This window comes from Streptomyces poriticola (genome assembly GCF_036689765.1).
Classification (GTDB): Bacteria; Actinomycetota; Actinomycetes; order Streptomycetales; family Streptomycetaceae; genus Streptomyces; species Streptomyces poriticola.
In genome coordinates this window covers 19,718-43,488 of record NZ_JBAGKH010000020.1, presented here as the reverse complement: position 1 = coordinate 43,488, position 23,771 = coordinate 19,718, and the positions used below count along the sequence as shown (strand labels likewise).

Below are 23,771 nucleotides of genomic sequence, written 5' to 3'. Positions count from 1 at the left end.
TGGTAGTGACTGGTGGCAGCGGCCGGTGGTGGGCGGCTGGTGGCAGTGGCCTGATGCATGACACCCTGTGGCAGGGAAGGAAACGCCATCCATGGCCAATCCGGGGAAGGTGGACTGATTTACGTGGTGCAGTGGACCTCTGCCGTGGGGGCCGCGCAGCTCGCGCGGCTGCTCGGCTCGCAGCAGGACCGCCCGGCCGGCCCCGGCACCCGCCGTCCGCCCGCCTACCGCGCACTCGCCGACGGCATCCGCCTGCTGGTGCTGGAGGGGCGGGTACCGGTCGCCGCCCGGCTGCCCGCCGAGCGCGAGCTGGCGCTCTCGCTGTCCGTCAGCCGCACCACCGTCGCCGCCGCCTACGAGGCGCTGCGCACCGAGGGCTTCCTGGAGTCCCGGCGCGGCGCCGGGAGCTGGACCGCCGTACCCGCCGGCAACCCGCTGCCGGCCCGCGGCCTGGAGCCGCTGCCGCCCGAGGCGCTCGGCTCGATGATCGACCTCGGCTGCGCGGCGCTGCCCGCCCCCGAGCCATGGCTGACCCGCGCGGTCCAGGGCGCCCTGGAGGAACTGCCGCCCTACGCCCACACACACGGCGACTACCCGGCCGGGCTCCCCGCCCTGCGCGCCATGATCGCCGACCGCTACTCCGCGCGCGGCATCCCGACCATGCCCGAGCAGATCATGGTGACCACGGGGGCCATGGGCGCGATCGACGCCATCTGTCATCTGTTCGCGGGCCGGGGCGAGCGCATCGCCGTGGAGTCACCGTCGTACGCCAACATCCTCCAGCTGATGCGCGAGGCCGGGGCCCGGCTGGTGCCGGTCGCGATGGCCGAGGGACTGTCCGGCTGGGACATGGAACGCTGGCGGCAGGTCCTGCGCGAGGCCGCGCCGCGGATCGCCTATGTCGTGGCCGACTTCCACAACCCCACCGGAGCACTCGCCGGCGAGGACCAGCGGCGCCGACTGGTGGACGCCGCGCGCTCGGCGGGGACCGTGCTGGTGGCCGACGAGACGATGAGCGAGCTGTGGCTGGACGAGGACGTCCGGATGCCCCGCCCCGTGTGCGCCTTCGACCCGGCCGGGTCGACCGTCGTCACCGTCGGCTCGGCCAGCAAGGCCTTCTGGGCCGGGATGCGCATCGGCTGGGTGCGGGCCGCGCCCGACGTGATCCGCAGCCTGGTCGCCGCGCGCGCGTACGCCGACCTGGGCACCCCCGTTCTGGAACAGCTCGCGGTGAACTGGCTGTTCGGCACCGGCGGCTGGGAGCAGGCGGTGGCGGTGCGCCGGGCCCAGGCCCGGGAGAACCGTGATGCGCTGGTGGCGGCGGTCCGGCGGGAGCTGCCCGGATGGGAGTTCGAGGTGCCGGGCGGCGGGCTGACCCTGTGGGTGCGCAGCGGAGGTCTGTCGGGCTCGCGGCTGGCCGAGGCGGGGGAGCGCGTGGGCGTGCGGGTGCCGTCCGGGCCGAGGTTCGGCGTCGACGGCGCCTTCGAGGGCTATGTGCGGCTGCCGTTCACGGTCGCGGGCGCGGTCGCGGACGAGGCGGCGGTGCGGCTGGCGGCGGCGGCCCGGCTGGTGGAGACCGGGGGTGTCGGCGGTCCGGGCACGGAGCCGCCGCGGACCTTCGTGGCGTGAGCGCGCGGGGTGATGACCGCCCGGGTGCGCGACCGAGGGTGACGCGAGCGCGCGTGCCGTGATCCCGCGTGCCGTGGGCGGGCCCGGTGCGGGTGTGCGGCTGTGCCCCGGTGTGGGTGTGCGGGTGCGGCTGGTGTGCTTGGGCGGGTGCGGTGTGGGTCTGCCGGCTGCCCCGCGCCCCGCCGACGGATGCGGCATGGGCCTGAGGCCTGTCCGTCCCCCAGGGGCCTTGCCCGTGCCGGCACGGCCGTCGGCCGCGGTGCCGCGGGTGACGCCCACCGCGCGGCGCCTGAGCGAGCCCCCTCATGCCGACGGCGGGAGGGGGCGGAGGGGGGGGCAGGGGAGTGGCCAAGCGGGTCGGGCGAAGTCCGCTGCGGTTCGGCAGCGCCCTGAAGGGGCTCGGGGGACTGCGCGACCGGCCACGATGGGACCGCGGACGAGCGACGGCATGGCGCGGCACGTCCAGCGGAGCCCTCAGTGCTTGGTGAGGGTCGGAACGGCGCTGTCCGGCTGCGGCTGCGGCTGCGGCTCCCACTTCGCCGAAACCGGCACCGAGGGCTCCGGGCAGGTCTCCGGCGGTGTCCCTGCCCCGCCTGCCGCCTGCGGACGGGGGGACACGGCCACGGCCCCTGCCGGGCCGGTGGCGGAGTCGGAGGGCACCGGCTCCGGCTCGGCGTGGTCCGCCGCCGGATCCGGCCCGCCGCCCGGTCCGTCCGGGACCTGCTCGCCGTCCGCCGGTGTGGTGCGCGGCGGTAGCAGGGCCAGCACCGCCTGGCGGTGGGCGTCACTCGTGGCGTCGTCGTACGGGTCGGGGGTGGCCGGGACCTGGATGCGGTGCACGGCACCCGTCCCCAGGCGGGCGTAACCGCGGCCGGGCGGGACCTGGTCGACGGGGGTGGTGTGCGGGGGAGCTCCGAGTGCGGCGGCCAGCTGGTCCGCGGTGGCGGGCCCGAGGACGACACGCGCGCGTGTGTGCTGCCGTACCGCGTCCCCGAGGGCGTCGACGCAGTCCAGCTGGTCGGCCACGACCACCGTCACCTGTGCGGCGCGGCCGTGCCGCAGCGGGACCTGGAGCAGGGACTGCGGGTCCCGGCGCTCCTCGGCGGCAGCCAGGTGGGCGAAGGCGCTCGGCCGGTCCAGCAGGATCCACAGCGGACGCCTGGTGTCCTCCGGCGGCGGGTGGCCCTCCTGCCGGGCCCGGTTGAGGGAGATCAGCCGCCGCTCCGTCTCCTGGGCCGCCCACTCCAGGCTCGCCAGCGCCCCGGAGAGGCCGCACTCGACGGCCAGCACGCCGTCCCGCCCGGTCAGACAGGCGTACTCGCCGGTGCCGCCGCCGTCGACGATCACCAGGTCGCCGCCGTGGTGCAGGGCCTGCAGGGCGATGGAGCGCAGCAGTGTGGAGGTGCCGGTGCCCGGCTGGCCCAGGGCCAGCAGATGCGGCTCGGTGGAGCGCACGCCGGTGCGCCACACGACCGGCGGCACGTCCCGCCGCTCCTCGCCGTGGGTGAGCGGGAGCGTGCGCTGCACCCGGGTGGGGTCGGTGAATCCCAGGACCGTCTCGCCGGGCGCGGTGACGAAGCGCTGGGCGGCGAGGTCGGCGGGCAGTGGCGCGAGGACGGTGACGGTGAGGTGGTTGGCCTCCTCGTCCCAGGCGTAGTGGTACTCGCGGCTCCGGCCGGCCTTGGCCGTCAGCAGGTGCTCGATCCGGGTACGTGCCTCGGCCTCGCCGTCGGTGAAGTAGGCCGGATAGCGGATCACCAGGTGGGAGAACCTGCCCGAGTCGTCGAACTCGTACGCCGGGAACGCCTTCTGCCAGCTGCCGCCGTGGACGTAGAGCGGGTCGGGGTCGTCCGGGATCGAGAAGTACGGGACCAGCGCCTCGTACAGCGAGGTCAGGCGCGTGGTCTGCGCGTCGTCGGGGCCGTCGGGCGCCGGTGGGGTGCGGTCCCGGCCCTGCCAGGCCGCCGCCGCCATCAGGGCGATGGCGGCCAGCAGCGGACCGTACGGCATCAGGGCCACCACCAGGACCACCGAGGCCACCAGGAACAGCAGCGCACCGCGTCGGTCCTTGGGTGTGTCGGTCCACCTGCGCCGCGCGGCCGTGGCCAGCCGGCGCAGGCCGCGGGCGATCGTGATCAGCGGCTGGAGGACGTCGGTGGCGCTGTCCGCCGCCGTCCGGGCCAGCTCCCGGCTCCGGGCGAGCTGTGCGCCGCCGTTGCTCAGAATGCGGGGGAGGGGGCGCCGGGCCACTGCTGCCTCCTGGGAGTGCGTGCGGGGGAGGGGGCGGCGGTCAGAACTTGATTCCGCCGAGGAGGCTCGCCAGGCTCTCGCCGCCCGCTCTGATGCTCGGGGCGATGGCCGTGCTCGCCAGATAGAAGCCGAACAGCATCGCCACCACGGCGTGCGACACCTTCAGGCCGTCCTTGCGGCAGAAGATGAAGAGGACGATGCCGAGCAGGACCACGCATGAGATCGGGAGGATCATGTGAGTTCTCCTGGGTGTGGGGACAGTCACCATGAGTACTTCCAGGCTCACAGGATGTATCCATACGATAAAAGGTGCAACTGAGTGGAATTCGGTGGATTTCGTCCGCGTGACACGGGGTTCAGCCGTTCGGCCGGGCCGAGAGGTTGCGCCCGGCCGCGTCTGTGGCGATCTTTACCTCCGGCACATCGGGTCATGTGCCGCATGAGCCAGTACTCTGGCGATTCACCCGTACGGACGCACCGCTCGCGGCCGTACGCACAGGAGATCCCGACGTTCGTACGTCAGCAGTGAGAGGCGGTCCGGCCGATGAGTGAAGCCCCCGACCCCGAGGTCGTGGAGCTGGCCACCAAGATCTTCGATCTGGCCCGGCAGGGGCAGACCGAGGCGCTGGTGGCCTACGTCGACGCCGGCGTCCCGGCGGACCTCACCAACGACCGCGGCGACTCCCTGGTGATGCTCGCCGCCTACCACGGCCACGCCCCGGCGGTGCGCGCCCTGCTGGCGCGCGGCGCCGACGCCGACCGCGTCAACGACCGCGGCCAGACCCCGCTCGCCGGGGCGGTCTTCAAGGGTGAGACGGAAGTGATCAAGGCCCTTGTGGAGGGTGGCGCCGACCCGTCCGCGGGCACGCCGTCGGCCGTCGACACCGCCCGGATGTTCGGCCGCGCGGAATTGCTCGAACTCTTCGGCGAGCAGTGAGGCGGGACCCGGTCCAGCCCTTCTGACCAGGGAAGACAACGAAAACGGGGGAGGCGGTACGGGGCCGCCGAAATTTCGGTCGCGGCAGCGGTGACCACCGGGTCATCATGACGACGTGGTTCACGGACGTGATGGCTGGGCAGGTGTTGCCGCACCGCGCGGGCCGTGACACGGCCCGCAAGGGCCACCGACGAGAGGCAGAGGAAGATGGTCTACAGCAAGCAGCAGAGGGCGGGCGCTCCGACGTGTTGTCGCGCGGCCAGGTAACGCGGTTCCCCGGTTGCGTCGACGCTTGATGTGAGGCTGTTTCCCATGTTCGATCCGGTCATAGCGCCCAGCGGTACCCTCCTCGGCCTGCTCCAGCGGGGTCGTGGCGACGGCACCCTGCACGCGCTCACCGCCCCGCGCCCGGAGGCGCTCGCGGCCCTGAACCACTGTGTGCTGCGCGACCCCCGGCACGACTGGCAGGTGGAGAACCGCTCCCTCTACTACGCCCGCCTGTACCTCGACCTCAACGGTGAGCTCGACGCCGTCGAGTCGCACCTCTTCGACGCCGAGGACATCCTCGACACCGACGAGTCACGCACCGGGCTCGCCCTCGCCGTCCTCGGCCACCTCGCCTCCTACGGCAGGCGGGACGCCCTGGAGCTGCTGCGCCGGTACGCCGCCCGGGGCAGCAACTGGGCCTGGGCCCTGGACGAACTGGCGCTGCGCGACGACGACGCCGGGCTGCGCGCCCTGGCCGCCCCCGTCCTGGCACGCTTCCCGCACGACCCCGAGGGCGAGTCCGAGCTGGCCGCCGCGGTCCGCGACGCGTTCGAGCCCCGGCCCTGGCGCCTGTGGGCCGAGGATCCGCGGACATCGATCGCCACGCGCGTGCGTGCCGCCCAGGAGGCCGGCTGCTTCGACCGCTGGCAGCGGCAGCTGAGCCCCACCGGCCCCCGGCCCGGGTGGAGCGTCCGGGCCGTTCTGGAGTGGGCCCAGCAGGGCCTGGACCGCGGCACCCCCCTGCACGTCCCGGCCGCCCGATGCCTCACCGCCGTCGCCGGCCCCGAGGACCGTCCCGAGATCGTCCGGGCCGCCCGCTCCGGCACCGACGGCGCCCGCTGCACCGCCCTGCGGTATCTGGCCGGCGGCCACGATCCCGAAGCCCTCGGCCTCATCGAGGACGCGGTCACCACCGGCTCGGCGGTCGTGGCGGAGGCCGCCGTCGACGCCTTCGAACGCATGCGCAGTGTCGCCGCCGTCGACCGGGCCCGCGGCTGGGCCCACCGGCCCGACGCACTCGGCGCCGCCGCCGGACGGGTGCTCGCCTGCCGGGGCGGGGCCCGCGACCGGGACCTCGTCCTCGCCGCGCTGCGCGAGGCGGTGCGCGGTGAAGGCCCCGACGCCCCCACCCTGTGGACCCTCGTCGACGGTGCCGGACGGCTCGGCATCGCCTGCGCCGCCCCCGTACTGCGCCATGTCTACCGCGAGACCGCCTCCTCCCACCTGCGGGGCCGGGCCGCCCGCGCGCTCGCCGCCACCGACCCCTCCTTCGCCGCAGGCTTCGCCGTCGAGTGCCTGTGGGACTGCGAGGAGTCCACCCGGGAGATCGCCGCCCGGCACGCAGAGACCGGTGACAACCGCGTCGTCGAACGGCTGCGCAGACTCGCCGCGGACCCCGCCGAGGAGGCCGAGGTGCAGACGGCCGTACGGAGCCGGTTCGGGCCGGACGCGCCCGCCGTGTGAGCCGGCGTACCACCCGCCGTGCCCCCGGGTACGCGCGCGCGAGCCCCCACCGGATGAACGCGGCATGACCCGCGGGTCAGGTGTGCATGGACGCCGCCCGACCTGCTCGGGTGTGCAGCGCAACGCTCACGGGCCGTTCCTCGGCCGGAAAGATCCACTTTGACGCGGGCACGTCCAGCCCGGCGACAACACCGGTATGCGTGTCGTCATCGTGACCGAATCCTTTCCCCCCGATGTGAACGGCGTGGCCCACTGCGCGCTCCAGACCGCCCGGCACCTCGTCGACCGCGGTCACGAGCCCGTCGTGGTCGCTCCGGCCCCCGCTCCGGTGAACAAGGGCGACGCACTCGCGCCGTGCCCCGTCGTGCACGTCCCCTCCCTCCCGCTCCCCGGCTACCCGCAGGTCCGCGTCGCCCTCCCCAGCCGGCGCCTCGCCGCGACGATCGCCGAGCACCGGGCCGACGTCGTCCACCTGGCCAGCCCCTTCGTCCTCGGCGTGCGCGGGATGGCCGCCGCCGCCCGGCTCGGCGTCCCCGCCGTCGCCGTCTACCAGACCGACCTGGCCGGATACGCCCGCACCTACATGGGCGCCGGCGAGGCTGCGGCCTGGCGCCGCATCCGCTCCGTGCACTCCGCCGCCGACCTCACCCTCGCACCGTCCAGCGCCTCCCGGAGCGATCTGGAGGCGCACGGCGTGCCCAGGGTCCGGCTCTGGCCGCGTGGAGTGGACACCGTGCGCTTCCGGCCCGACCTGCGGGACGACGCGCTGCGCCGGGAGCTCGCCCCGAACGGCGAACTGATCGTCGGCTACGTCGGGCGGCTCGCCCCCGAGAAGCAGATCGAGCTGCTGGCCGAAACCTGTGCCCTGGACGGTGTGCGCCTCGTGATCGTCGGCGACGGGCCGAGCCGGGCCGGCCTGGAGCAGGAACTGCCGGGTGCGGTCTTCCTGGGCCGCCGCACCGGCGACGACCTGGCCCGGGTCTTCGCCTCACTGGACGTCTTCGCCCACACCGGCCCCTTCGAGACGTTCTGCCAGACCGTGCAGGAGGCCATGGCCAGCGGCGTGCCCGTGGTCGCACCCGCCGTCGGCGGCCCGCTGGACCTGGTCGACCACGGCCGCACCGGGCTGCTGGTGCCGCCGCGCGACGCCACCGCGGTAGGCGACGCCGTGCGGGCGCTCGCCGCCGACCCCGCGCTGCGCACCGCCTACGGCGCCGCCGGGCGGGCCACGGTCGAGGGGCGCACCTGGGCCGCCGTCGGCGACCGGCTGATCGGTCACTACGCCGACGTCCTCGCCGCGCGGAAGGCGGTGCTGGCGGCATGAGCGGCGCGCTGCGGATCGTTCGGCTCGCCAACTTCGTCGCTCCCTCCTCCGGAGGACTGCGGACCGCGCTGCGCGAGCTCGGCAGGGGCTTCAAGGCGGCCGGACACGAACCCGCGCTCATCGTCCCGGGCGAGCGCGCGAGCGACCGGGAGACCGACCAGGGCCGGGTGATCACCCTGCCCGGTCCGGTGCTGCCCGGCACCGGCGGCTACCGCGTCCTGACCGACAGGCGACGGGTCGCCGCCCTGCTGGAAGAACTGGCGCCGGACCGGCTGGAGGTCTCCGACCGCACCACGCTGCGCTGGACCGGCAAGTGGGCCCGGCGCGCCCGGATCCCCGCGGTGATGGTCTCCCACGAGAGCGCCGACGGAGTGCTGCGCACCTGGGGCCTGTCCGAGAGGGCCGCCCGGCGCACGGCCGACTCCCTCAACATCCGTACCGCGCACACCTACGCGCGCGTGGTGTGCACCACCGAGTTCGCCGAGCGTGAGTTCGTCCGGATCGGCGTGCGCAACGTCGTGCGGGCCCCGCTCGGCGTCGACCTGACGGCGCGGCACCCGGCGCTGCGCGACGCGGCGGTACGGGCGCGGCACGCGCACGCCGGCGAGTCGCTCCTGGTGATGTGCTCCAGGCTGTCCGTGGAGAAGCGGCCCGGAACGGCGCTGGACGCGCTGGAGGCGCTGCGCCGGCGCGGACGGCGGGCGGTGCTGGCGGTGGCCGGGGACGGCCCGCTGCGCGCCCGACTGGAACAGCGGGCCGAGGAGCGCGGGCTCCCGGTCACCTTTCTCGGCCATGTGTCCGACCGCGGCATGCTGGGCACGCTGCAGGCGTCGGCCGACGTCTGCCTGGCGCCCGGGCCCGCCGAGACCTTCGGGCTGGCCGCGCTGGAGGCGATGGCGTGCGGGACGCCCGTGGTGGCCAGCGGGTCGTCCGCGCTGCCGGAGGTGATCGGCTCCGCGGGTGCCGTCGCCGCCGACCACGGGGAGGCGTTCGCGGACGCCGTGGAGCTGCTCCTGGACCGCCCGGAACGGGACCGGCGGGAGACCGCACGCGCGCGTGCGGAGTGCTTCGGCTGGGACTCCGCCGTCGCGGCGTTCCTCGCCGCACACGATGCGCCGACGGCCGCGCTCCCGGTGCCGCCGCCGGGCGCGGGCAGCGGCTCGGGCGGCGGCTCGGGCGTCGCCCCGGGCTCGCGACCGCGTCCCGCCGTGCCGGAGGGCGTGGCATGAGACGGCGGCGGTACGTGGCGCTCGGCGACTCGCTCACCGAGGGCGTGGGCGACCCCGTCGGCGACGGCTGGCGCGGCTGGGCGGCACTCCTCGCCACCGGGCTGGCGGAACAGCCCGGGCTGTCGGTGGAGTTCACCAACGTCGCGTCCAGCGGGGCGCAGACGCGGGACGTGCTGGAGGCGCAGCTGCCCGCCGCACTGGCGCTGCGACCGGACCTCGCGTCCGTGGTCGTCGGCGTCAACGACACCCTGCGGCGCACCTTCGACATCCACGCCGTCGCGGCCCGGCTGGACCAGGTGTACGGGGCGTTCCGCGCAGGCGGCACGGTCCTGCTCACGGCGTGTCTGCCCGACCCCGGCACCATGCTGGGGCTGCCGGGCGCGCTGGCCCGGCCGCTGGCCCGGCGGCAGCAGGCCGTCAACGCCGTGGTGCATGCGCTGTCCGACCGCCACGAGGCGCTCCACCTGCACGCGAGCGAGGGCGGCTGGGTCACGGACCGGGCCATGTGGAGCGCGGACCGGCTGCACCCCGGGGAACGGGGACACCGGCAGCTGGCCGGCCGGTTCCACACCCTGCTCGCCGAGCACGGGGTCGAGGTCGGCCCCGCCCCGTCGCCGGAACCGGAGTTCCCGGCCCCCACCAGGTCGGCGAGCCTGTGGTGGCTGGCCACCGCGGGCACCGGCTGGGTGGCCCGGCGCTGTACCGACCTGCTCCCGCAGCTGCTGAAGCTGGCCGCCGACGAACTGCGCCACCGCGCGCGCGGGACCAGCACCCGGCTCGACATTCGCACCACCGCCGCGGTGTCGGCGGCGCTGGCGGCGCTGGCGGCCACGGAACAGCCGGACGCGGCATAGCCGGTCACCGCCACCCCACCCCACCGCCACGGGCGCCGCAGCCGGACCGGGCGGGAGGGTCCCTGAGGTCCGCCCCGCGGCCCGGCCCGGCGGGGCGGACCTGGCTGCGAACCGCAAGCGCCGCCGACCGGGTGTGCCGACGGCCGGAGCACCGCCGGTCGGGAGCCCTCGTGGTGCCGCTCAGGCGTGGCCCGGCGCCTCGGAGCCGATGCGTGGGTGCGGTTGGGCGCGCCCGCCCGGGTGCAGCGCGGGGCTCGGTCGGGGTGGTGTGCGGTGTCCCGGGCCGGGCGTGGCCGGTCGGCGGTGACGGCGCGGTTGGTGGGTGGTGTGGTCGGCCGGTGTCTCACCGGGGGTCTGAGGTGCTGTCGGGTGGGGTGGGGTTCGTGTGGTCCGGGGGTGTGCGGTCGCGCGGGCCGGAGCCCGTCCGGTGAGGGGCCCGGCCGACCGTGCTACCCCGTAGGGCGGGTCAGCGCCCGCGTACCCGCACGAAGCGTACGGGTGTGCCGGGGACCGCCTGGGCGGCGGCCGGGAGGTCGGCGTGGCTGACGACTCCGATCACCGGGTAGCCGCCGGTGGTCGGGTGGTCGGCGAGGAACACCACCGGTCCGCCGTCCGGGGGCACCTGAACCGCGCCCAGCACCATGCCCTCGCTGGGGAGTTCGCCCGGCCGGGAGCGCGCCAGGGCGGGGCCCTCGGTCCGCAGCCCGATCCGGTTGCTGGCGGGCGACACCCGGTACGCGCGCGTGGTGAACGTCCGTACCGCCTCGGGCGTGAACCAGTCCTCGCGCGGGCCCGGAGTCACCCGCAGCACCAGCTCGGCCGGCGGAGCGGGCTGCGGAGCGGCGTCCACGCGCGTGTGCGGCACGCCCGGGCGCCCCAGCGGCAGCACCGTCCCGTCGGTGAGGGGCGGCGGGCCGAGACCGGACAGCAGGTCGGTGGAGCGGCTGCCGAGCACCGGCTCGACGGCGACACCGCCGGAGACGGCGACGTACGTACGTACCCCCCGGACCGCCCTGCCGACCGCCAGCAGCGCCCCGGCCGGCACCCGGACCGGCGCCGCCCACGGGACCGGACGACCGTCGACCGCCAGGGAGCAGGGTGCCCCGCCGACCGCCACGGTGACCGAGGACCGCGGGCGCAGCGCACAGCCGTCGAGGGTGGTCTCCAGCACCGCCGCCTCGGGCGGATTGCCGACCAGGCGGTTGACCAGCGCCGCCGCGGGCCCGTCGAGAGCGCCCGAGTGCGGTACGCCGAGGTGGGCGTGGCCCGGCCGGCCCCGGTCCTGCACGGTGGTCAGGGCCCCGGCCCGTACGACGGCGAGGGCACGGTCGCTCATGATGCCGCCACCGATCCGTCCTCCCTCACCGGCACGAACCGCACCCGGGTCCCCGGCGACAGCAGTGCCGCGGGCACGCGCGTGTGGTCCCACAGCACGGCGTCCGTGCTGCCGATCAGCTGCCAGCCGCCCGGTGACGACCGCGGGTACACGCCCGTGTAGGGCCCCGCCAGCGCCACCGAACCGGCCGGTACGGCCGTGCGCGGCGTCGCCCTGCGCGGCACGTCGTAGCGCGCGGGCAGGCCGGTCAGATAGCCGAATCCCGGCGCGAACCCGCAGAACGCCACCAGGAACTCCGTCCCCGCGTGGATCCGGGCCACCTCCCGCTCCGGCACACCCCAGTGGGCGGCGACGTCCGCCAGGTCCGGCCCGTCGTAGCGGACCGGGATCCGCACCAGGTCGCCCCCGCGCGGGGGCGACTCCGGGACCTCGGCGGCCGCCAGCTCGGACCCCAGCCGACCGGGGTCGGCCACTCCGTCGAGCAGTACGGTGCGCGCGGCCGGGACGATCTCGCGGGCGGTCAGCGAACCCTCGGCGCGGCGGCGCAGCAGCTCCGCGTGGAGAGCCTGCGCCTCGTCGCCCGAGGCCACCTCCACGAGCAGCGCGTCCTCGCCCACCGGCAGCACCCTCATGCGAAGGCCTCCACCGCGACCCCCGACGCCTCCAGCCGGTCCCGGACCCGCCGGGCCAGTTCCACGGCGCCGGGCGTGTCGCCGTGCACGCACAGGGACCGCGCGCGTACCTCGATGCGCGTCCCGGAGCGGGCGACCACCGTGCCGGAGGCCGCCAGGGCGACCGAGCGCTCCACGACCGCCTCGGGGTCGGCGACCACGGCGCCCTCCTGGCCGCGCGGCACCAGCGTGCCCCGGTCGGTGTAGGCCCGGTCGGCGAACGCCTCCGCGACCACGGGCAGCCCGGCCGCGCCGGCGTGTTCGAGGACCCGCGAGCCGGGCAGCCCGAGCACGGGCAGCTCGCCGCCCGCCAGAAGGACTCCCTCCACCACGGCACGGGCCTGCTCCGCGTCGTGCACCACGCGGTTGTACAGCGCGCCGTGCGGTTTGACGTACGCCACGCGCGTGCCCGCCGCGCGCGCGAACACCGCCAGCGCACCGATCTGGTACGCCACCTCGGCCGCCAGCTCCGCGGGCGGCACGTCCATCGCGCGGCGCCCGAACCCGGCCAGGTCCCGGTAGGAGACCTGCGCGCCGATCGTCACGCCCCGCTCGGCCGCCAGCTCGCACACCCGGCGCATCGTGGCCGGGTCCCCGGCGTGGAAGCCGCAGGCCACGTTGGCGCTGGTGACGACCGAGAGCAGGCCCGCGTCGTCGGTGAGCCGCCAGCGGCCGAATCCCTCGCCCAGGTCGGCGTTGAGGTCGATCGAGGTCATGTCTCCAGTGTCTCCGGTTCTCCGTGCCGTCAGGCACTTCCCGTACCCGTGCCCTCGGTGTTGCGCGGCCTCGTCCGGCCGCGGTGTCAGACCACGCGGTACTGCGCGTCCCGCGCATCGGTGACGAGCATCTGCCCCGGCGCGTGGGTGAGCGCGAACGGTGGGCGACTGGCCGTCACCGCCGCCTGCGGGGTCACCCCGCAGGCCCAGAACACCGGGATGTCGTCCGGTTCGGCGTCCACCGGGTCGCCGAAGTCCGGCCGGCCGAGATCGGCGATGCCGAGCACCGAGGGATCACCGCAGTGCACCGGGCTGCCGTGCACCGCGGGCAGCAGGCTGCTCTCGCGGATCGCCGCCGACAGATGCCGCGGCGGCACGGGCCGCATGGACACCACCATCGGCCCGTGCAGCCGCCCCGCCGGACGGCACGGCCGGCCGGTCACGTACATCGGCACGTTCCGGCCCTGCTCGACATGGCGCATCGGCACCCCGGCGGCGGTCAGCGCCCACTCGAAGGTGAAGCTGCAGCCGATCAGGAACGACACCAGATCGTCCCGCCAGTGGGTGCGCACATCCGTCGGCTCGTCGACCAGCTCGCCGTCCTGCCACACCCGGTAGCGTGGCAGATCGGTCCGCAGGTCTGCGCCGTCCGCGAGAGCGGTCGTCCACGCCCCGGCGTCCGTCACGTCCAGTACCGGGCACGGCTTGGGGTTACGGGTGCAGAACAGCAGCACGTCGTACGCCCAGTCGGCGGGCACCGCGAGCAGGTTGGCCTGGGTGTGGCCGGCCGCGACCCCGGCGGTGGAGCCGGTCAGCCCCTCCCGGAAGCGGGCACGGGCCGTGGCCGGCCGCCACGCGTGCGCGTGCCCGTAGCGCCGGCCGACCGGACGGTCCACGGCCGTACCGCATGTGCGGCTGCGCCCGGTCCCGCCGGTACCGGCTGCACCGGTCATGCCGTTCACGTCAGTTCCCTCCCGCGGGTCTCGGGCAGCCCCAGCAGCGCCAGCGCGGCTATGCCGTAGCCGATCGCGCCGAAGACCAGCGCGCCGCCCACGCCCCAGCTGTCGGCCAGGAAGCCGACCGTGGTCGGGAAGACGGCACCGACGGCGCGGCCGGTGTTGTACGTGAAGCCCTGACCCGTGCCGCGTACGGCCGTCGGGTACAGCTCGGACAGGTACGAGCCGAAGCCACTGAAGATCGCCGACATGCAGAACCCGAGCGGGAAACCGAGCACCAGGAGCAGCGAGTTGGCCCCGCTCGGGATGTTCGCGTACGCCAGGATGCAGATCCCCGACAGCAGTGCGAAGAGCCAGATGTTGCGCCGGCGGCCCAGCCGGTCGGTGAGATAGCCGCCGGTCAGATAGCCGATGAAGGCGCCGGAGATCAGGAAGGTCAGATAGCCGCCCGTGCCGACCACCGACAGCTCGCGCTCCGTCTTGAGGTACGTCGGCACCCAGGTGGCGAGGGTGTAGTAGCCGCCCTGGACGCCGGTCGAGAGCAGCACGGCGAAGAGCGTGACCCGCAGCAGCCCGGGCTCCCCGGCCCGGCCCGGGCGGAAGATCGCCGCGAAGGATCCCTTCCCGGCGCTCCTCCGACGCGCGGCGGCGGCCTCCGGGGCGTCCTGCACGCTGCGCCGGACCCACACCACGAGCAGCGCAGGCAGCGCACCGGTCCAGAACATGATCCGCCAGGCGAGGTCGTCGTCGGCCAGCGAGAACACCACGGTGTAGACGATCGCGGCCAGTGCCCAGCCCACGGCCCACGAGCTCTGGATCGCGCCGAGCGTGCGGCCCCGGTGCTTGGCGCTCGCGTACTCGGCGACCAGGATCGCGCCGACCGCCCACTCGCCGCCGAAGCCGAGGCCCTGCAGAGCCCGGAAAACCAGCAGCGTCTCGTAGTTGGGCGCGAAGCCGCAGGCCACCGTGAACACGGCGTACGTGATCACCGTGAGGAGCAGCGCCTTGACCCGGCCGATGCGGTCCGCCAGTACTCCCGCGAGGGCGCCGCCGACCGCGGAGACCACGAGGGTGACCGTGGTGAGCAGGCCGGTCTGGCCGCTGTCCAGACCGAAGTACGCGGCCAGTGCGACCATGCTCAGTGGCAGCGTGAAGTAGTCGTAGGAGTCGAGGGCGTAGCCGCCGAACGCGCCGCCGAAGGCACGGCGGCCCCGCGGACCGAGGGCGCGCAGCCAGCCCCACGCACCGTCGTCGGCGGCGCGTTCACCCGGGCCGGAGCCCGAGCCCGGGCCGGACCCGGCGTCGGTGGTCAGGGCCTGCGGTGGAGGGGTTGTGCTCATGGGCACCTCGCAGTGGGAGGACGGAGGGTGCGTACGGAGGAAACCGGTCCGCGCGGGAGCGAGCGGGTCGGCCGAGCGCCGCCGTGTCGAGCACCGTAGAGGATTGTTCAACGATCCCTCAATACCCATGTTGTTTCGTTCTGGTGTCTGCGCTTGAATTCCGGCATGGCAGAGCAGCTGACCGATCTCGCCGACGACCGTGCGCTCCTCGGGCGCACCAGTACCGCCGAGCGGGTGTCCGACATTCTCAGAAGCCGTATCGCCGAGGGGTTCTTCCCGCCCGGGACCCGACTTTCGGAGGACAGCATCGGCGGGGCGCTCGGCGTCTCCCGCAACACGCTGCGGGAGGCGTTCCGGCTGCTCACCCATGAGCGTCTGCTCGTCCACGAGCTGAACCGGGGGGTCTTCGTCCGGGTCCTGGCCGTCGAGGACGTCGAGGACATCTACCGCACCCGCGCCCTCGTCGAGTGCGCCGTCGTCCGCGGCCTCGGCGAGCCGCCGTACGGCCTCGACGGGCTCGACGGCGCCGTCCAGGAAGGGCTGCGGGCGGCCCGCGAGGATGACTGGAAGGGTGTGGGTACCGCCAACATCCACTTCCACCGGGAGCTGGTCGCCCTCGCCGGCAGCGAGCGCACGGACGAGGTGATGCGCAGCGTCTTCGCCGAACTCCGCCTCGCCTTCCACGTGGTGGACGACCCCCGCGCCCTGCACGAGCCCTACATCGCCCGCAACCGGGAGATCCTCAGGGCTCTTCGGGACGGCGACCGGGCGGAGGCCGAGCGGCTGCTCGCGGTCTATCTGCAGAACTCGCTGGAACGGGTGGTCGAGGTCTACCGGCGGCGGGTCGGAGAGGAGGACTGAGCCGGGGGCCCGCCCCCGCTCGGGTCGGGCGGCGGGCGACCGGCGGTCGGCCGGTCGGTCGAGTGCGGCTGGCCACGGGCGGTGCGTCTGCGCCGTTTGGGCCGATGTCAGAGTCAGGACCTAATCTGTGCACCGTGACTTCGCCTGCACCGACGGACAGCGTTCCGCCCCAGCTCAGCGCGGGGCCGCGGCCCGCCCCGGGCCCGGCCGCCGACGAGGGGCTGGCGCGGCGGCTGCGCGCGCTCGCCTGCACGGCGCCGTTGCACGACCTCGACGCCCGCAAGGCCAATCTCGCAGGGGAGTACTCGGTCTACGGCATGGCGGAGGTCGCGCTGGCCGCCATCGACCTCGTCACGCTGCACATGGACTTCGACACCGGCGCCGACCACGACCAGATCGTGGCCCGCCTCGTTCCGCGCATCGGCGCCCAGGCCCCGCGCCGCCCCGCCGCCGAGCACGAGCGGGTGGCCCGCTGGGTCCTGGAGAACCTGATCAACGTCGGCAGCGTCGACCGCGGGTTCCGCGCGGTCTACGGCACCTTCGGCCCGGACGGCAGTTATGTGCGCCGCGACTACGACTTCAAGCTGATCGAAGAGGTCCCCGGCCCCGGCGGCACGGTCTACCTGCGCACCACGGACGAGGCCGTCAACGTCCTGGTCGGCGCCCTCGACACCGACGTCACCAGCGCCCAGATCGCGGCCGAGGTCAAGCTGGAGGTGCTGATCAGCCGCGGCCGGCTCGCCGACGCCCAGCTCGCCGCCGAACAGGCCCGCTACCGCACCGTTCAGTACTCCGAGACCCTCCGCAAGGCCCTCGACGCCACCCGGCGCAACGTGCGCGCGGTGGACTGGCTCAACGCCGTCCCCGACATGATCACCGAGGCCCTCGACCACGTAGCCGACCGCTACCGCCACGAGAACGCGATCCTGACCAACATCCGCAAGGCGCGCGACGAGTCCGAGGACCCCGAGCACAAGCGCCGCGCGGCCGAGCTCGTCGACATCGTCAAGGACTGCATCCGCCGCCACACCCAGCTGCAGTCCCGGCTGCTGGAGGCCGGCCCCCTCTTCCGCGCCGAGCAGGACCGGCAGGCCTTCGCCACACCGCTCACCAGCTCGGGCATCGACCTCTACGGCCACCTCGTGGCGCCCGTCCTGCCGCTGCCCGCGGAGCGGGCGATCCGGGTCACCGACGCCTTCTTCGCCCGCGGCACCGGCCTGCGCACCCCGGCGTCCGTCCGGGTCGGCGACCTGGTCGACATACTGCTCACGCCACCCGTCGAGCGCGAACACCTGGGCGCCGAGATGCCGGAGCCCGACCTGATCGCCACACCCGCCGACAGCCGCTTCAGCGAGGAGCAGCTCGTGACGGCCATGGAGCTGCTCGACCTGCCGCACGACGCGCCCCGCCGACTCTCCGGGCTGCTCGCCGAGGCCCGCCGCCAGGACCCCGACCTGCCCTATCTGATCGCCCTGCTGGCCGTGCACGCGGCCAGCCCCCCGGTCGGCACCGCCTACCGGCAGGGCGAGCAGAAGCTGGTCTTCGCCGTGGACGACGGCACCGAGCTGGACGACCCCGAGTTCGGCGGCGCCGACCTCATCGTGGGCACCGCCCTGCTGGACGCCGCGGGCATGGCGGCCGACCGGACGGAGGCGGCGTGAGCACCCGCGGATCCGCAGCCGACGCCACCGGCAGGACCGACACCGGCACCAACACGACTGACACCGGCCCCGGGTCCACCGACACCGGGTTCTCCGGTACGGGGTTCACGGGTCCCGGGTCCATCGGCGCCGGGTTCACCGGCCCCGGGTCCATCGGTGCCGGGTCCATCGGTGCCGGGCCCACGGGTGCGGGCTTCATCGGCCCTGGGACCATCAACGCCGGATCCACCGACACCGGATCCACCGACACCAGATCCACCGGCACCAGGTCCGCCGGCACCGGGGCCACCCGCACGGGGACAACAGGCACCGGGGCCACCCGGACCGGGTCCATCAACCCCGGAGCAGCTGGCACCGGGATCACGGGCACCGGCGCGGCCAGCACCCGGATCACCAGCACCAGCACCAGCACCAGCGCCGGCGCAGCCAGCACCGGCACCACCGGCACTGCCTGCACCGGCACCGCCCCCACGAGCACCGGCACCACCAGCAGGTCTGACCGCAGCAAGGAGCATCGACCGTGACCGAGCACGTCGACCGGAGCGACCCGGAGACCGGCCCGGCCGCACCGGCCACCGCGGCCGTCACGCCCGCCGACGCCGCCGACGCGGCCCGGCTCGTCGCCTTCGGCCTGCAGCCCAAGCTGCTGCCCGCCCGCGACCAGGAGTACGCCGACCTGCTGCGCCGCTACCGCGAGGATCCCCCGTTCGCCCGGCTCGCGGACGCCGTGGCCGCCGGGCTCGGGCTGGTCGTCCTGGAGGTGTCCCCCCGCGCCGGCATGGCCGTCACCGCCGCCGAGGACTCGGTGTTCGCCGTCCGCATGGGCGACTACGCGCGTCGCGCCTCCGCCGACTCCGGCGACCGCTTCCTGCACGGACTCGCCCATCTCGCCGTCGCGGCCATGGCCTTCCCGCGCCCCGAGGACCTCGCCGACGACGGCTACATCGGCCGGGTCACCGTCAACGGCGTCGACGCCTTCGTCCGCCAGGCCTGCCACCGCCTGGAGGAACGCGCCGCCGAGCAGGGCGAGAACACCGACCCGGCCACCGAGGCACCGGGCCTGGAGGCGGCCTGGCGGATCTGGGCCAGACGCAGCGCGACCGGCGCCACCAAGGACGCCCGCCGGTTGCCCGGCTCGACGACCGGCATCGTCGGCAAGGCCGCCGCGTTCCTCACCGACTCCGGGTTCCTCCAGCGCACCGGTGACGATCACGGCGGCACCTACCGCACCACCGCCCGCTACCAGCTCCAGGTCCGCGACATGGCGGGCAGCGCCGCCCTGGCCGAGCTGCTGGAGCTGGGCGTCGTCCCGGTCACCGACGGCACCGCCACCCTGATGCCCGCCGAGGACACCGACGACCTGGAGCTGGTCGCCGACGCCGGACTGCCGTTCCACTCCACCTGACGACCGGACCGCTGCTCCCGCCGCCCCTTCTGCCCCCTGCCCCGCACCCCACGACTTCACGAAGACTGACGAGAGTCCGCCATGTACGAGCTGTCCCGGGTCCGCCTCTACTCCATCGGACCCGCCGGTGCGCGCTACGCCGACACCGTGCTTGACCTGCGCGGCGTGGGCGAGCCCGTGCCCGACCCCGCGCCCACGCAGGCGGAGTTCTTCCAAGAGGAGCCCGTAGGTCCGCCGCGCCGCCCGGCGCCCGCCGGCGTGCTCTTCCTGGAGAACGGCGGCGGCAAGTCCGTTCTGCTCAAGCTGATCTTCTCGGTGATGCTGCCCGGCCACCGCAACACCCTGGGCGGCGCAAGCTCCGGCGTGCTGCGCAAGTTCCTGCTCGCCGACGACTGCGGACACGTCGCCCTGGAGTGGCAGCACGTGCAGACCGGCGAGTGCGTGGTCGTCGGCAAGGTCAGCGAGTGGCGCGGACGCCAGGTCTCCAACGATCCGCGCAAGTTCGCCGAGGCCTGGTACTCCTTCCGCCCCGGCCCCGGCCTCACCCTGGACAACCTGCCGGTCGCCGAGTCCACCGCGGTACGCACGCCCGTGGAGGGCGCCTCCGGGGCCCAGGGCCGGCGGCGCACCATGAAGGGCTTCCGGGACGCCCTGACCGAGGCCGGCAAGGCCTACCCGCACCTCGAGGTGCACTGGGAGGAGATCCACGAACGCTGGACCGAGCACCTCGGCGACCTCGGCCTCGACCCCGAACTCTTCCGCTACCAGCGGGAGATGAACGCCGACGAGGGCGAGGCCGCCGGCCTGTTCGCGGTGAAGAAGGACGCCGACTTCACCGACCTGCTGCTGCGTGCCGTCACCGACACCCGCGACACCGACGGACTCGCCGACCTGGTCAGCGGCTTCGGCAGCAAACTGGGCCGGCGCGCCGAGCTGATCGCCGAACGTGACTTCACCGCCGGCTCGGTGGACCTCCTCGGCAGGATCGTCGAGGCCACCGAGGCCCGCACCCGCACGCGGGACGTCCACACCGGCGCCGAGCGCCGCACCAGGGCGCTGGCCCGCCGACTCTCCGCCCGAGGCGTGCAGGAACGGGTCCGGGCGGCCGACCTCGCCCAGCGGGTCACCGCCGCCGCGTACGCCGTCACCCACGCCGAGGCCGCCCGCGAACGCAGCGCCCGGATCGCCGCCGAACTCGCCTACCGGCACGCCTCGCTGGCGCTGACCGCCGCCGAGAAGTCGGCCGCCGCCCAGAAACGGGAGCTGGCCGACGCCCGCACTCTGCACTCGGCCTGGCAGGCCGCCGAGGCCGTCCTGCGCCACCGTGCCGCCGCCGACCGCGTCGCCCGGGTCTCCGCCGCGATCCAGGAGGCCGAGAGGGACGCCGCCCCCGCGCTCGCCGCCCGTGCCAGGGCCGCCGTCGTCCTCGTCCGCGCCCTGCACGCGGCGGCCACCGGGGCCGAGTCCCACGCCAACGAGGAGGAGGAGCGGTCCGCCGCCCTTCAGGAGGCCGGCGACACCGCCCACCGCGACTCCACCGCCGCCGCCACCGAGGCCCAGCGCGCCCGCAGCGAAGCCGGGCACCTGCGCCAGCGGCTGACCGAGGTCGAACAGGAGACCGCCGAGGCGGTCCGCGCCGGCTGGCTCGACGACAGCACCCCCGACGCCGACCCGGCCCGCGCCGCCCTCGCCGCGAGCGACGCCGAGAAGAGCACCGTCGATGCCTGGGACACCGCCCGTGAGGCCGCCTCCCGGGCCACCGAGCGGGCCCGGGAGGCGGCCGGCGCCGAGGCCCGCGCCGAGCTGACCGCGGCCCGCGCCGCCGACGCGGCCACGGCGGCCGGCCGCGCCCACGAGGCCGAGCGCCGCACCGCCGAGGCACTGGCTGCAGAGGAACGGCTGACGGAGCTGCTCGGCCTGGCCCCGGAGGACCACGACCGGCCCGGGATTCCGCAGCCCCGCCAGGACACCGCCACCGCCACCGCCACCGCCACGGGCACGGGCACCGGCACCCACAGCGGCACCGCCGCCGACGGCCGGACCCCCGCGGCCGTCGCAGGGGCACTCATGGCCGAGGAACTCGACCGCTTCGCCGACGAGCTGCGCGAACTGCTCGACAACGCCGTCTCCTCCGCCGAGCGGCAGCTGTTCGAGCTGCGCACCGCCGCCGCCGACGACGCCCGCATCCTCGGCGCGCTCGGCGACGGCGGTCTGCTGCCGCCCGGCCCCGACGTGCTGGCCACCGTCGAGTTCCTCGGCGAGCACGGCATCCCGGCCCTCCCCGGCTGGCGCTACCTGGCCCAGGCAGTCGACCCCGCCGACCACGCCCGCGTACTCGCCGCCCGGCCCGAACTGGTCGACGGCGTGATCATCACCGACCCGGCCGCGCACGCCCGCGCCCGGGAGACCCTCGGCGACGCGGCGCTGCTGCCGCGCTCGGCCGTCGCCGTCGGCACCGCCGCCGCGCTCCTCGCCCCGACCCCGGCCGCAGGCGCGGACGACGGCGGAGTCTTCCTCGTACCGCCGAACCCGGCCATGCACGACGAGTACGCCGCCGACGAGGAGCGGCAGGCGCTGCGTGCGCGGGCGGCCGAGCGTGACGAGGAGATCCGCACGCTCGCCGCCCGGCTCGGCAAGGACCGCGAGCTAGCCGCCCGCCTCGCCTCCTGGCGCACCGGCTGCCCGGCCGGCCGGCTCGCCGAACTGGCTCAGGCCGCCGAGGAGTCACGTGCCTTCGCCGCCGAGACCGAGGCCGAGCTGACCGAGGCCCGCACGTCCCGCGCCGAGGCCGAGGAGACCGCCGCCGAGGCCGTCCGGGTGCGCGACGAGCGGCAGGAAGCCGCACAGCGGGCCCGGCGCTCCGCCGACGCCCTCGCCGGACTCGCGTTCCGGCTCCGCGAACGCGCCGGCTGGCAGGTGAAGGTGCGGGAACTGGCCGACGAGGCCACCGAGGCCGAGGCCCGCGCCCAGGCCTGCCTGGAGCGCGCCCGCGCCGCCGACGAGGACCGGCGCGCCGCCCAGCGCGCCGCGGACGACGCCCGCCGCACCGCCCGCGCCCTGCGCGCCGAGCGCTCCGAGATCGCCGGCGCCCCGGACGACGTACCCGAGGATGGACCCGAGGACGCACCCGGGGACGGCACCGACGCGCCCACGGCGTCCCTGCCCGCCCTGCGGGAGGCCTACCGGGCCGCCTCTCAGGTGTACGAGAAGGTCGGCGTCGGCGCCGACCTGCGCGCCGAGCAGGCCCGGGCGGAGGGCGACGAGAGCGCCGCCCGCGCGGAGCTGGACCGGCTGAGCAACAAGGTCCGCACCCGCGCCGCACAGCTCCTGGAGTCCCCCGACGGCTCCGACGGGCCGTCCCGGCAGGCCGCAGCCGCCCGCGCCGACGAGCTGGTGCAGCTGCTGGAGACCCGGATGACCGGCGCCAGCGAACAGCTCGGCCGGCTGCGCGGTGAGGCCGAGCGGCTCGCACCCGAGGACGGGGGCGCCCACACCGAGCTGCCCGAGGACCTTCTGCCGCGCGACGCCGAGCACGCCCAGACCCTGCTGCGCACCGCCACCGCCGAACTCGCCTCCCGCACCGAGGCGCTGGCCCAGGCCCGCGACGCGCATGCCGGGCTGCTGGAGGCGCACCGCGCCGCCGAGGACGCGGCCGGCGGCTTCGACGAGATCGCCGCCATGCTGCGCGACCTGCTGCGCGAGCACACCCCGGAGGAGGAGCAGGAGACCCCCGACCCCTACCCCGGCAGCCCGGAGGAGGCCCGGCAGTCCGCCGCCGAGGCCCGCCGCTCGCTGCGCGGCTGCGCCGCCGATCTGTCCGCCGCCGAGACCGCCGTCCGCGAGGCCTGCGACGTCCTGGTCCGGCACGCCAACTCCACCCGCTACGAGCAGGTCCGCACCCCGGCCCGGCAGCAGATCCGCGAGCTGCCCGCCGCCGCGCTGCCCGAGCACGCGGGCAAGTGGGCGGACGCGTTCGCGCCCCGGCTGCGCGTCCTCACCGACGAGCTTGCCCAGCTGGAGCGCAACCGCGACTCGATCGTGGACCGGCTGCGCGGCCTGGTCGAGTCGGCGCTGACCACGCTCCGCTCCGCCCAGCGGCTCTCCCGGCTCCCGGAGGGGCTCGGCGAGTGGTCCGGGCAGGAGTTCCTGCGCATCCGCTTCGAGGAACCGGACCAGGCCACCCTCACCGAGCGGCTCGGCGAGGTCGTCGACGAGGCGACCCGCGCGGCCGTGAAGAAGAACTCCGACCTTCGGCGCGACGGCATGTCCCTGCTGCTGCGCGGTGTCGCCGCCGCCCTGCAGCCCAAGGGCGTCGCCGTGGAGATCCTCAAGCCGGACGCCGTGCTGCGCGCCGAGCGCGTCCCCGTCGGCCAGATGGGCGACGTCTTCTCCGGCGGTCAGCTGCTCACCGCCGCCATCGCGCTGTACTGCACGATGGCCGCGCTGCGCAGCAACGACCGGGGCCGCGACCGGCACCGGCACGCCGGCACGCTCTTCCTCGACAATCCCATCGGCCGGGCCAACGCCACCTATCTGCTGGAACTCCAGCGGGCCGTCTCCGATGCGCTGGGCGTGCAGCTGCTCTACACGACCGGTCTGTTCGACACCACGGCACTGGCCGAGTTCCCGCTGGTCATCCGGCTGCGCAATGATGCGGACCTGCGGGCCGGACTGAAGTACATCAGCGTGGAGGAGCATCTGCGGCCGGGCCTGCCGAAGCAGGCCACGGCAGGAGAGGCCGAGACGGAGACCGCGCACAGCGAGATCACCGCGACGCGGATGTTCAAGCGGCCTGTCTGACCGTCCCCGGCCCGTCTGACCGTCCCCGGGCTGTCTGGCCGTCCCCGGGCTGTCTGGCCGTCCCCGGGCTG

18 protein-coding genes are annotated in these 23,771 nt (G+C 75.2%); 11 read left to right on the top strand and 7 right to left on the bottom strand.

The features are described from left to right. Positions 1-123 precede the first annotated feature (123 nt). Positions 124-1,629, top strand: a complete 1,506-nt coding sequence (locus V5O46_RS22250) for an SCO1417 family PLP biosynthesis transcription factor (RefSeq protein WP_332886426.1) — start codon at positions 124-126, stop codon at positions 1,627-1,629. 474 nt (positions 1,630-2,103) lie between these two features. Here V5O46_RS22250 and V5O46_RS22245 read toward each other — a convergent pair whose 3' ends face one another. Together V5O46_RS22245 and V5O46_RS22240 are read right to left on the bottom strand one after the other, a co-directional pair. Beyond that, complete coding sequence (locus V5O46_RS22245; RefSeq protein WP_332886425.1) at positions 2,104-3,879, bottom strand: P-loop NTPase family protein; 1,776 nt, start codon at positions 3,877-3,879, stop codon at positions 2,104-2,106. Between the two features lie 40 nt (positions 3,880-3,919). Then, positions 3,920-4,114 (bottom strand): hypothetical protein, encoded by a 195-nt coding sequence (locus V5O46_RS22240; RefSeq protein WP_332886424.1) that lies wholly within the window; start codon positions 4,112-4,114, stop codon positions 3,920-3,922. Between the two features lie 309 nt (positions 4,115-4,423). Between V5O46_RS22240 and V5O46_RS22235 the strand changes: the two genes are divergently transcribed. From V5O46_RS22235 to V5O46_RS22215, 5 genes are all read left to right on the top strand, one after another. Beyond that, on the top strand, positions 4,424-4,816 hold the full coding sequence (locus V5O46_RS22235) for an ankyrin repeat domain-containing protein (protein ID WP_332886423.1): 393 nt from the start codon (positions 4,424-4,426) through the stop codon (positions 4,814-4,816). A gap of 312 nt (positions 4,817-5,128) precedes the next feature. Beyond that, the gene (locus tag V5O46_RS22230; RefSeq protein WP_332886422.1) at positions 5,129-6,547 is read left to right on the top strand and encodes a HEAT repeat domain-containing protein; all 1,419 of its coding nucleotides are present in this window, start codon (positions 5,129-5,131) and stop codon (positions 6,545-6,547) included. Between the two features lie 196 nt (positions 6,548-6,743). Next, a complete protein-coding gene (locus V5O46_RS22225; protein ID WP_332886421.1) occupies positions 6,744-7,871 on the top strand; it encodes a glycosyltransferase family 4 protein in 1,128 nt (375 codons plus the stop codon). Further along, positions 7,868-9,100, top strand: coding sequence for a glycosyltransferase (locus tag V5O46_RS22220; protein WP_332886420.1), 1,233 nt, complete (start codon positions 7,868-7,870; stop codon positions 9,098-9,100). Before V5O46_RS22225 ends, V5O46_RS22220 begins: the two co-directional genes overlap by 4 nt. Beyond that, positions 9,097-9,954 carry an SGNH/GDSL hydrolase family protein gene (locus V5O46_RS22215; protein ID WP_332886419.1) on the top strand — a complete coding sequence of 286 codons (858 nt, stop codon included), beginning with the start codon at positions 9,097-9,099 and terminating at the stop codon, positions 9,952-9,954. Before V5O46_RS22220 ends, V5O46_RS22215 begins: the two co-directional genes overlap by 4 nt. A 466-nt stretch (positions 9,955-10,420) precedes the next feature. Here V5O46_RS22215 and V5O46_RS22210 read toward each other — a convergent pair whose 3' ends face one another. The 5 genes from V5O46_RS22210 to V5O46_RS22190 all read right to left on the bottom strand — a co-directional run bounded on the left by V5O46_RS22210 (position 10,421) and on the right by V5O46_RS22190 (position 14,973). Further along, entirely contained in the window at positions 10,421-11,290 is an 870-nt protein-coding gene (locus V5O46_RS22210; RefSeq protein WP_332886418.1) for a 5-oxoprolinase subunit C family protein, read from the bottom strand. Beyond that, complete coding sequence (locus V5O46_RS22205; RefSeq protein ID WP_332886417.1) at positions 11,287-11,922, bottom strand: 5-oxoprolinase subunit B family protein; 636 nt, start codon at positions 11,920-11,922, stop codon at positions 11,287-11,289. The genes V5O46_RS22210 and V5O46_RS22205 overlap by 4 nt, the downstream gene beginning before the upstream one ends. Further along, positions 11,919-12,677 (bottom strand): LamB/YcsF family protein, encoded by a 759-nt coding sequence (locus V5O46_RS22200; protein ID WP_332886416.1) that lies wholly within the window; start codon positions 12,675-12,677, stop codon positions 11,919-11,921. The genes V5O46_RS22205 and V5O46_RS22200 overlap by 4 nt, the downstream gene beginning before the upstream one ends. Before the next feature lie 86 nt (positions 12,678-12,763). Further along, positions 12,764-13,630, bottom strand: coding sequence for a putative hydro-lyase (locus V5O46_RS22195; RefSeq protein WP_408649036.1), 867 nt, complete (start codon positions 13,628-13,630; stop codon positions 12,764-12,766). A gap of 5 nt (positions 13,631-13,635) precedes the next feature. Then, positions 13,636-14,973: an MFS transporter gene (locus V5O46_RS22190; protein WP_332886414.1), complete on the bottom strand. Its 1,338-nt coding sequence runs from the start codon at positions 14,971-14,973 to the stop codon at positions 13,636-13,638. A 165-nt stretch (positions 14,974-15,138) separates the two neighbouring features. On the opposite strand from V5O46_RS22190, the gene V5O46_RS22185 reads away from it, so the two are divergent. From V5O46_RS22185 to V5O46_RS22165, 5 genes are all read left to right on the top strand, one after another. Next, the gene (locus V5O46_RS22185) at positions 15,139-15,834 is read left to right on the top strand and encodes a GntR family transcriptional regulator (protein ID WP_332886413.1); all 696 of its coding nucleotides are present in this window, start codon (positions 15,139-15,141) and stop codon (positions 15,832-15,834) included. Positions 15,835-15,968: 134 nt separating this feature from the next. Then, positions 15,969-17,495 (top strand): hypothetical protein, encoded by a 1,527-nt coding sequence (locus V5O46_RS22180; protein WP_332886412.1) that lies wholly within the window; start codon positions 15,969-15,971, stop codon positions 17,493-17,495. Next, positions 17,492-18,019: a hypothetical protein gene (locus tag V5O46_RS22175; RefSeq protein WP_332886411.1), complete on the top strand. Its 528-nt coding sequence runs from the start codon at positions 17,492-17,494 to the stop codon at positions 18,017-18,019. Before V5O46_RS22180 ends, V5O46_RS22175 begins: the two co-directional genes overlap by 4 nt. Continuing rightward, positions 18,016-18,900 carry a hypothetical protein gene (locus V5O46_RS22170; protein WP_332886410.1) on the top strand — a complete coding sequence of 295 codons (885 nt, stop codon included), beginning with the start codon at positions 18,016-18,018 and terminating at the stop codon, positions 18,898-18,900. The genes V5O46_RS22175 and V5O46_RS22170 overlap by 4 nt, the downstream gene beginning before the upstream one ends. Before the next feature lie 81 nt (positions 18,901-18,981). Continuing rightward, complete coding sequence (locus tag V5O46_RS22165) at positions 18,982-23,700, top strand: hypothetical protein (RefSeq protein WP_332886409.1); 4,719 nt, start codon at positions 18,982-18,984, stop codon at positions 23,698-23,700. Positions 23,701-23,771 lie beyond the last annotated feature (71 nt).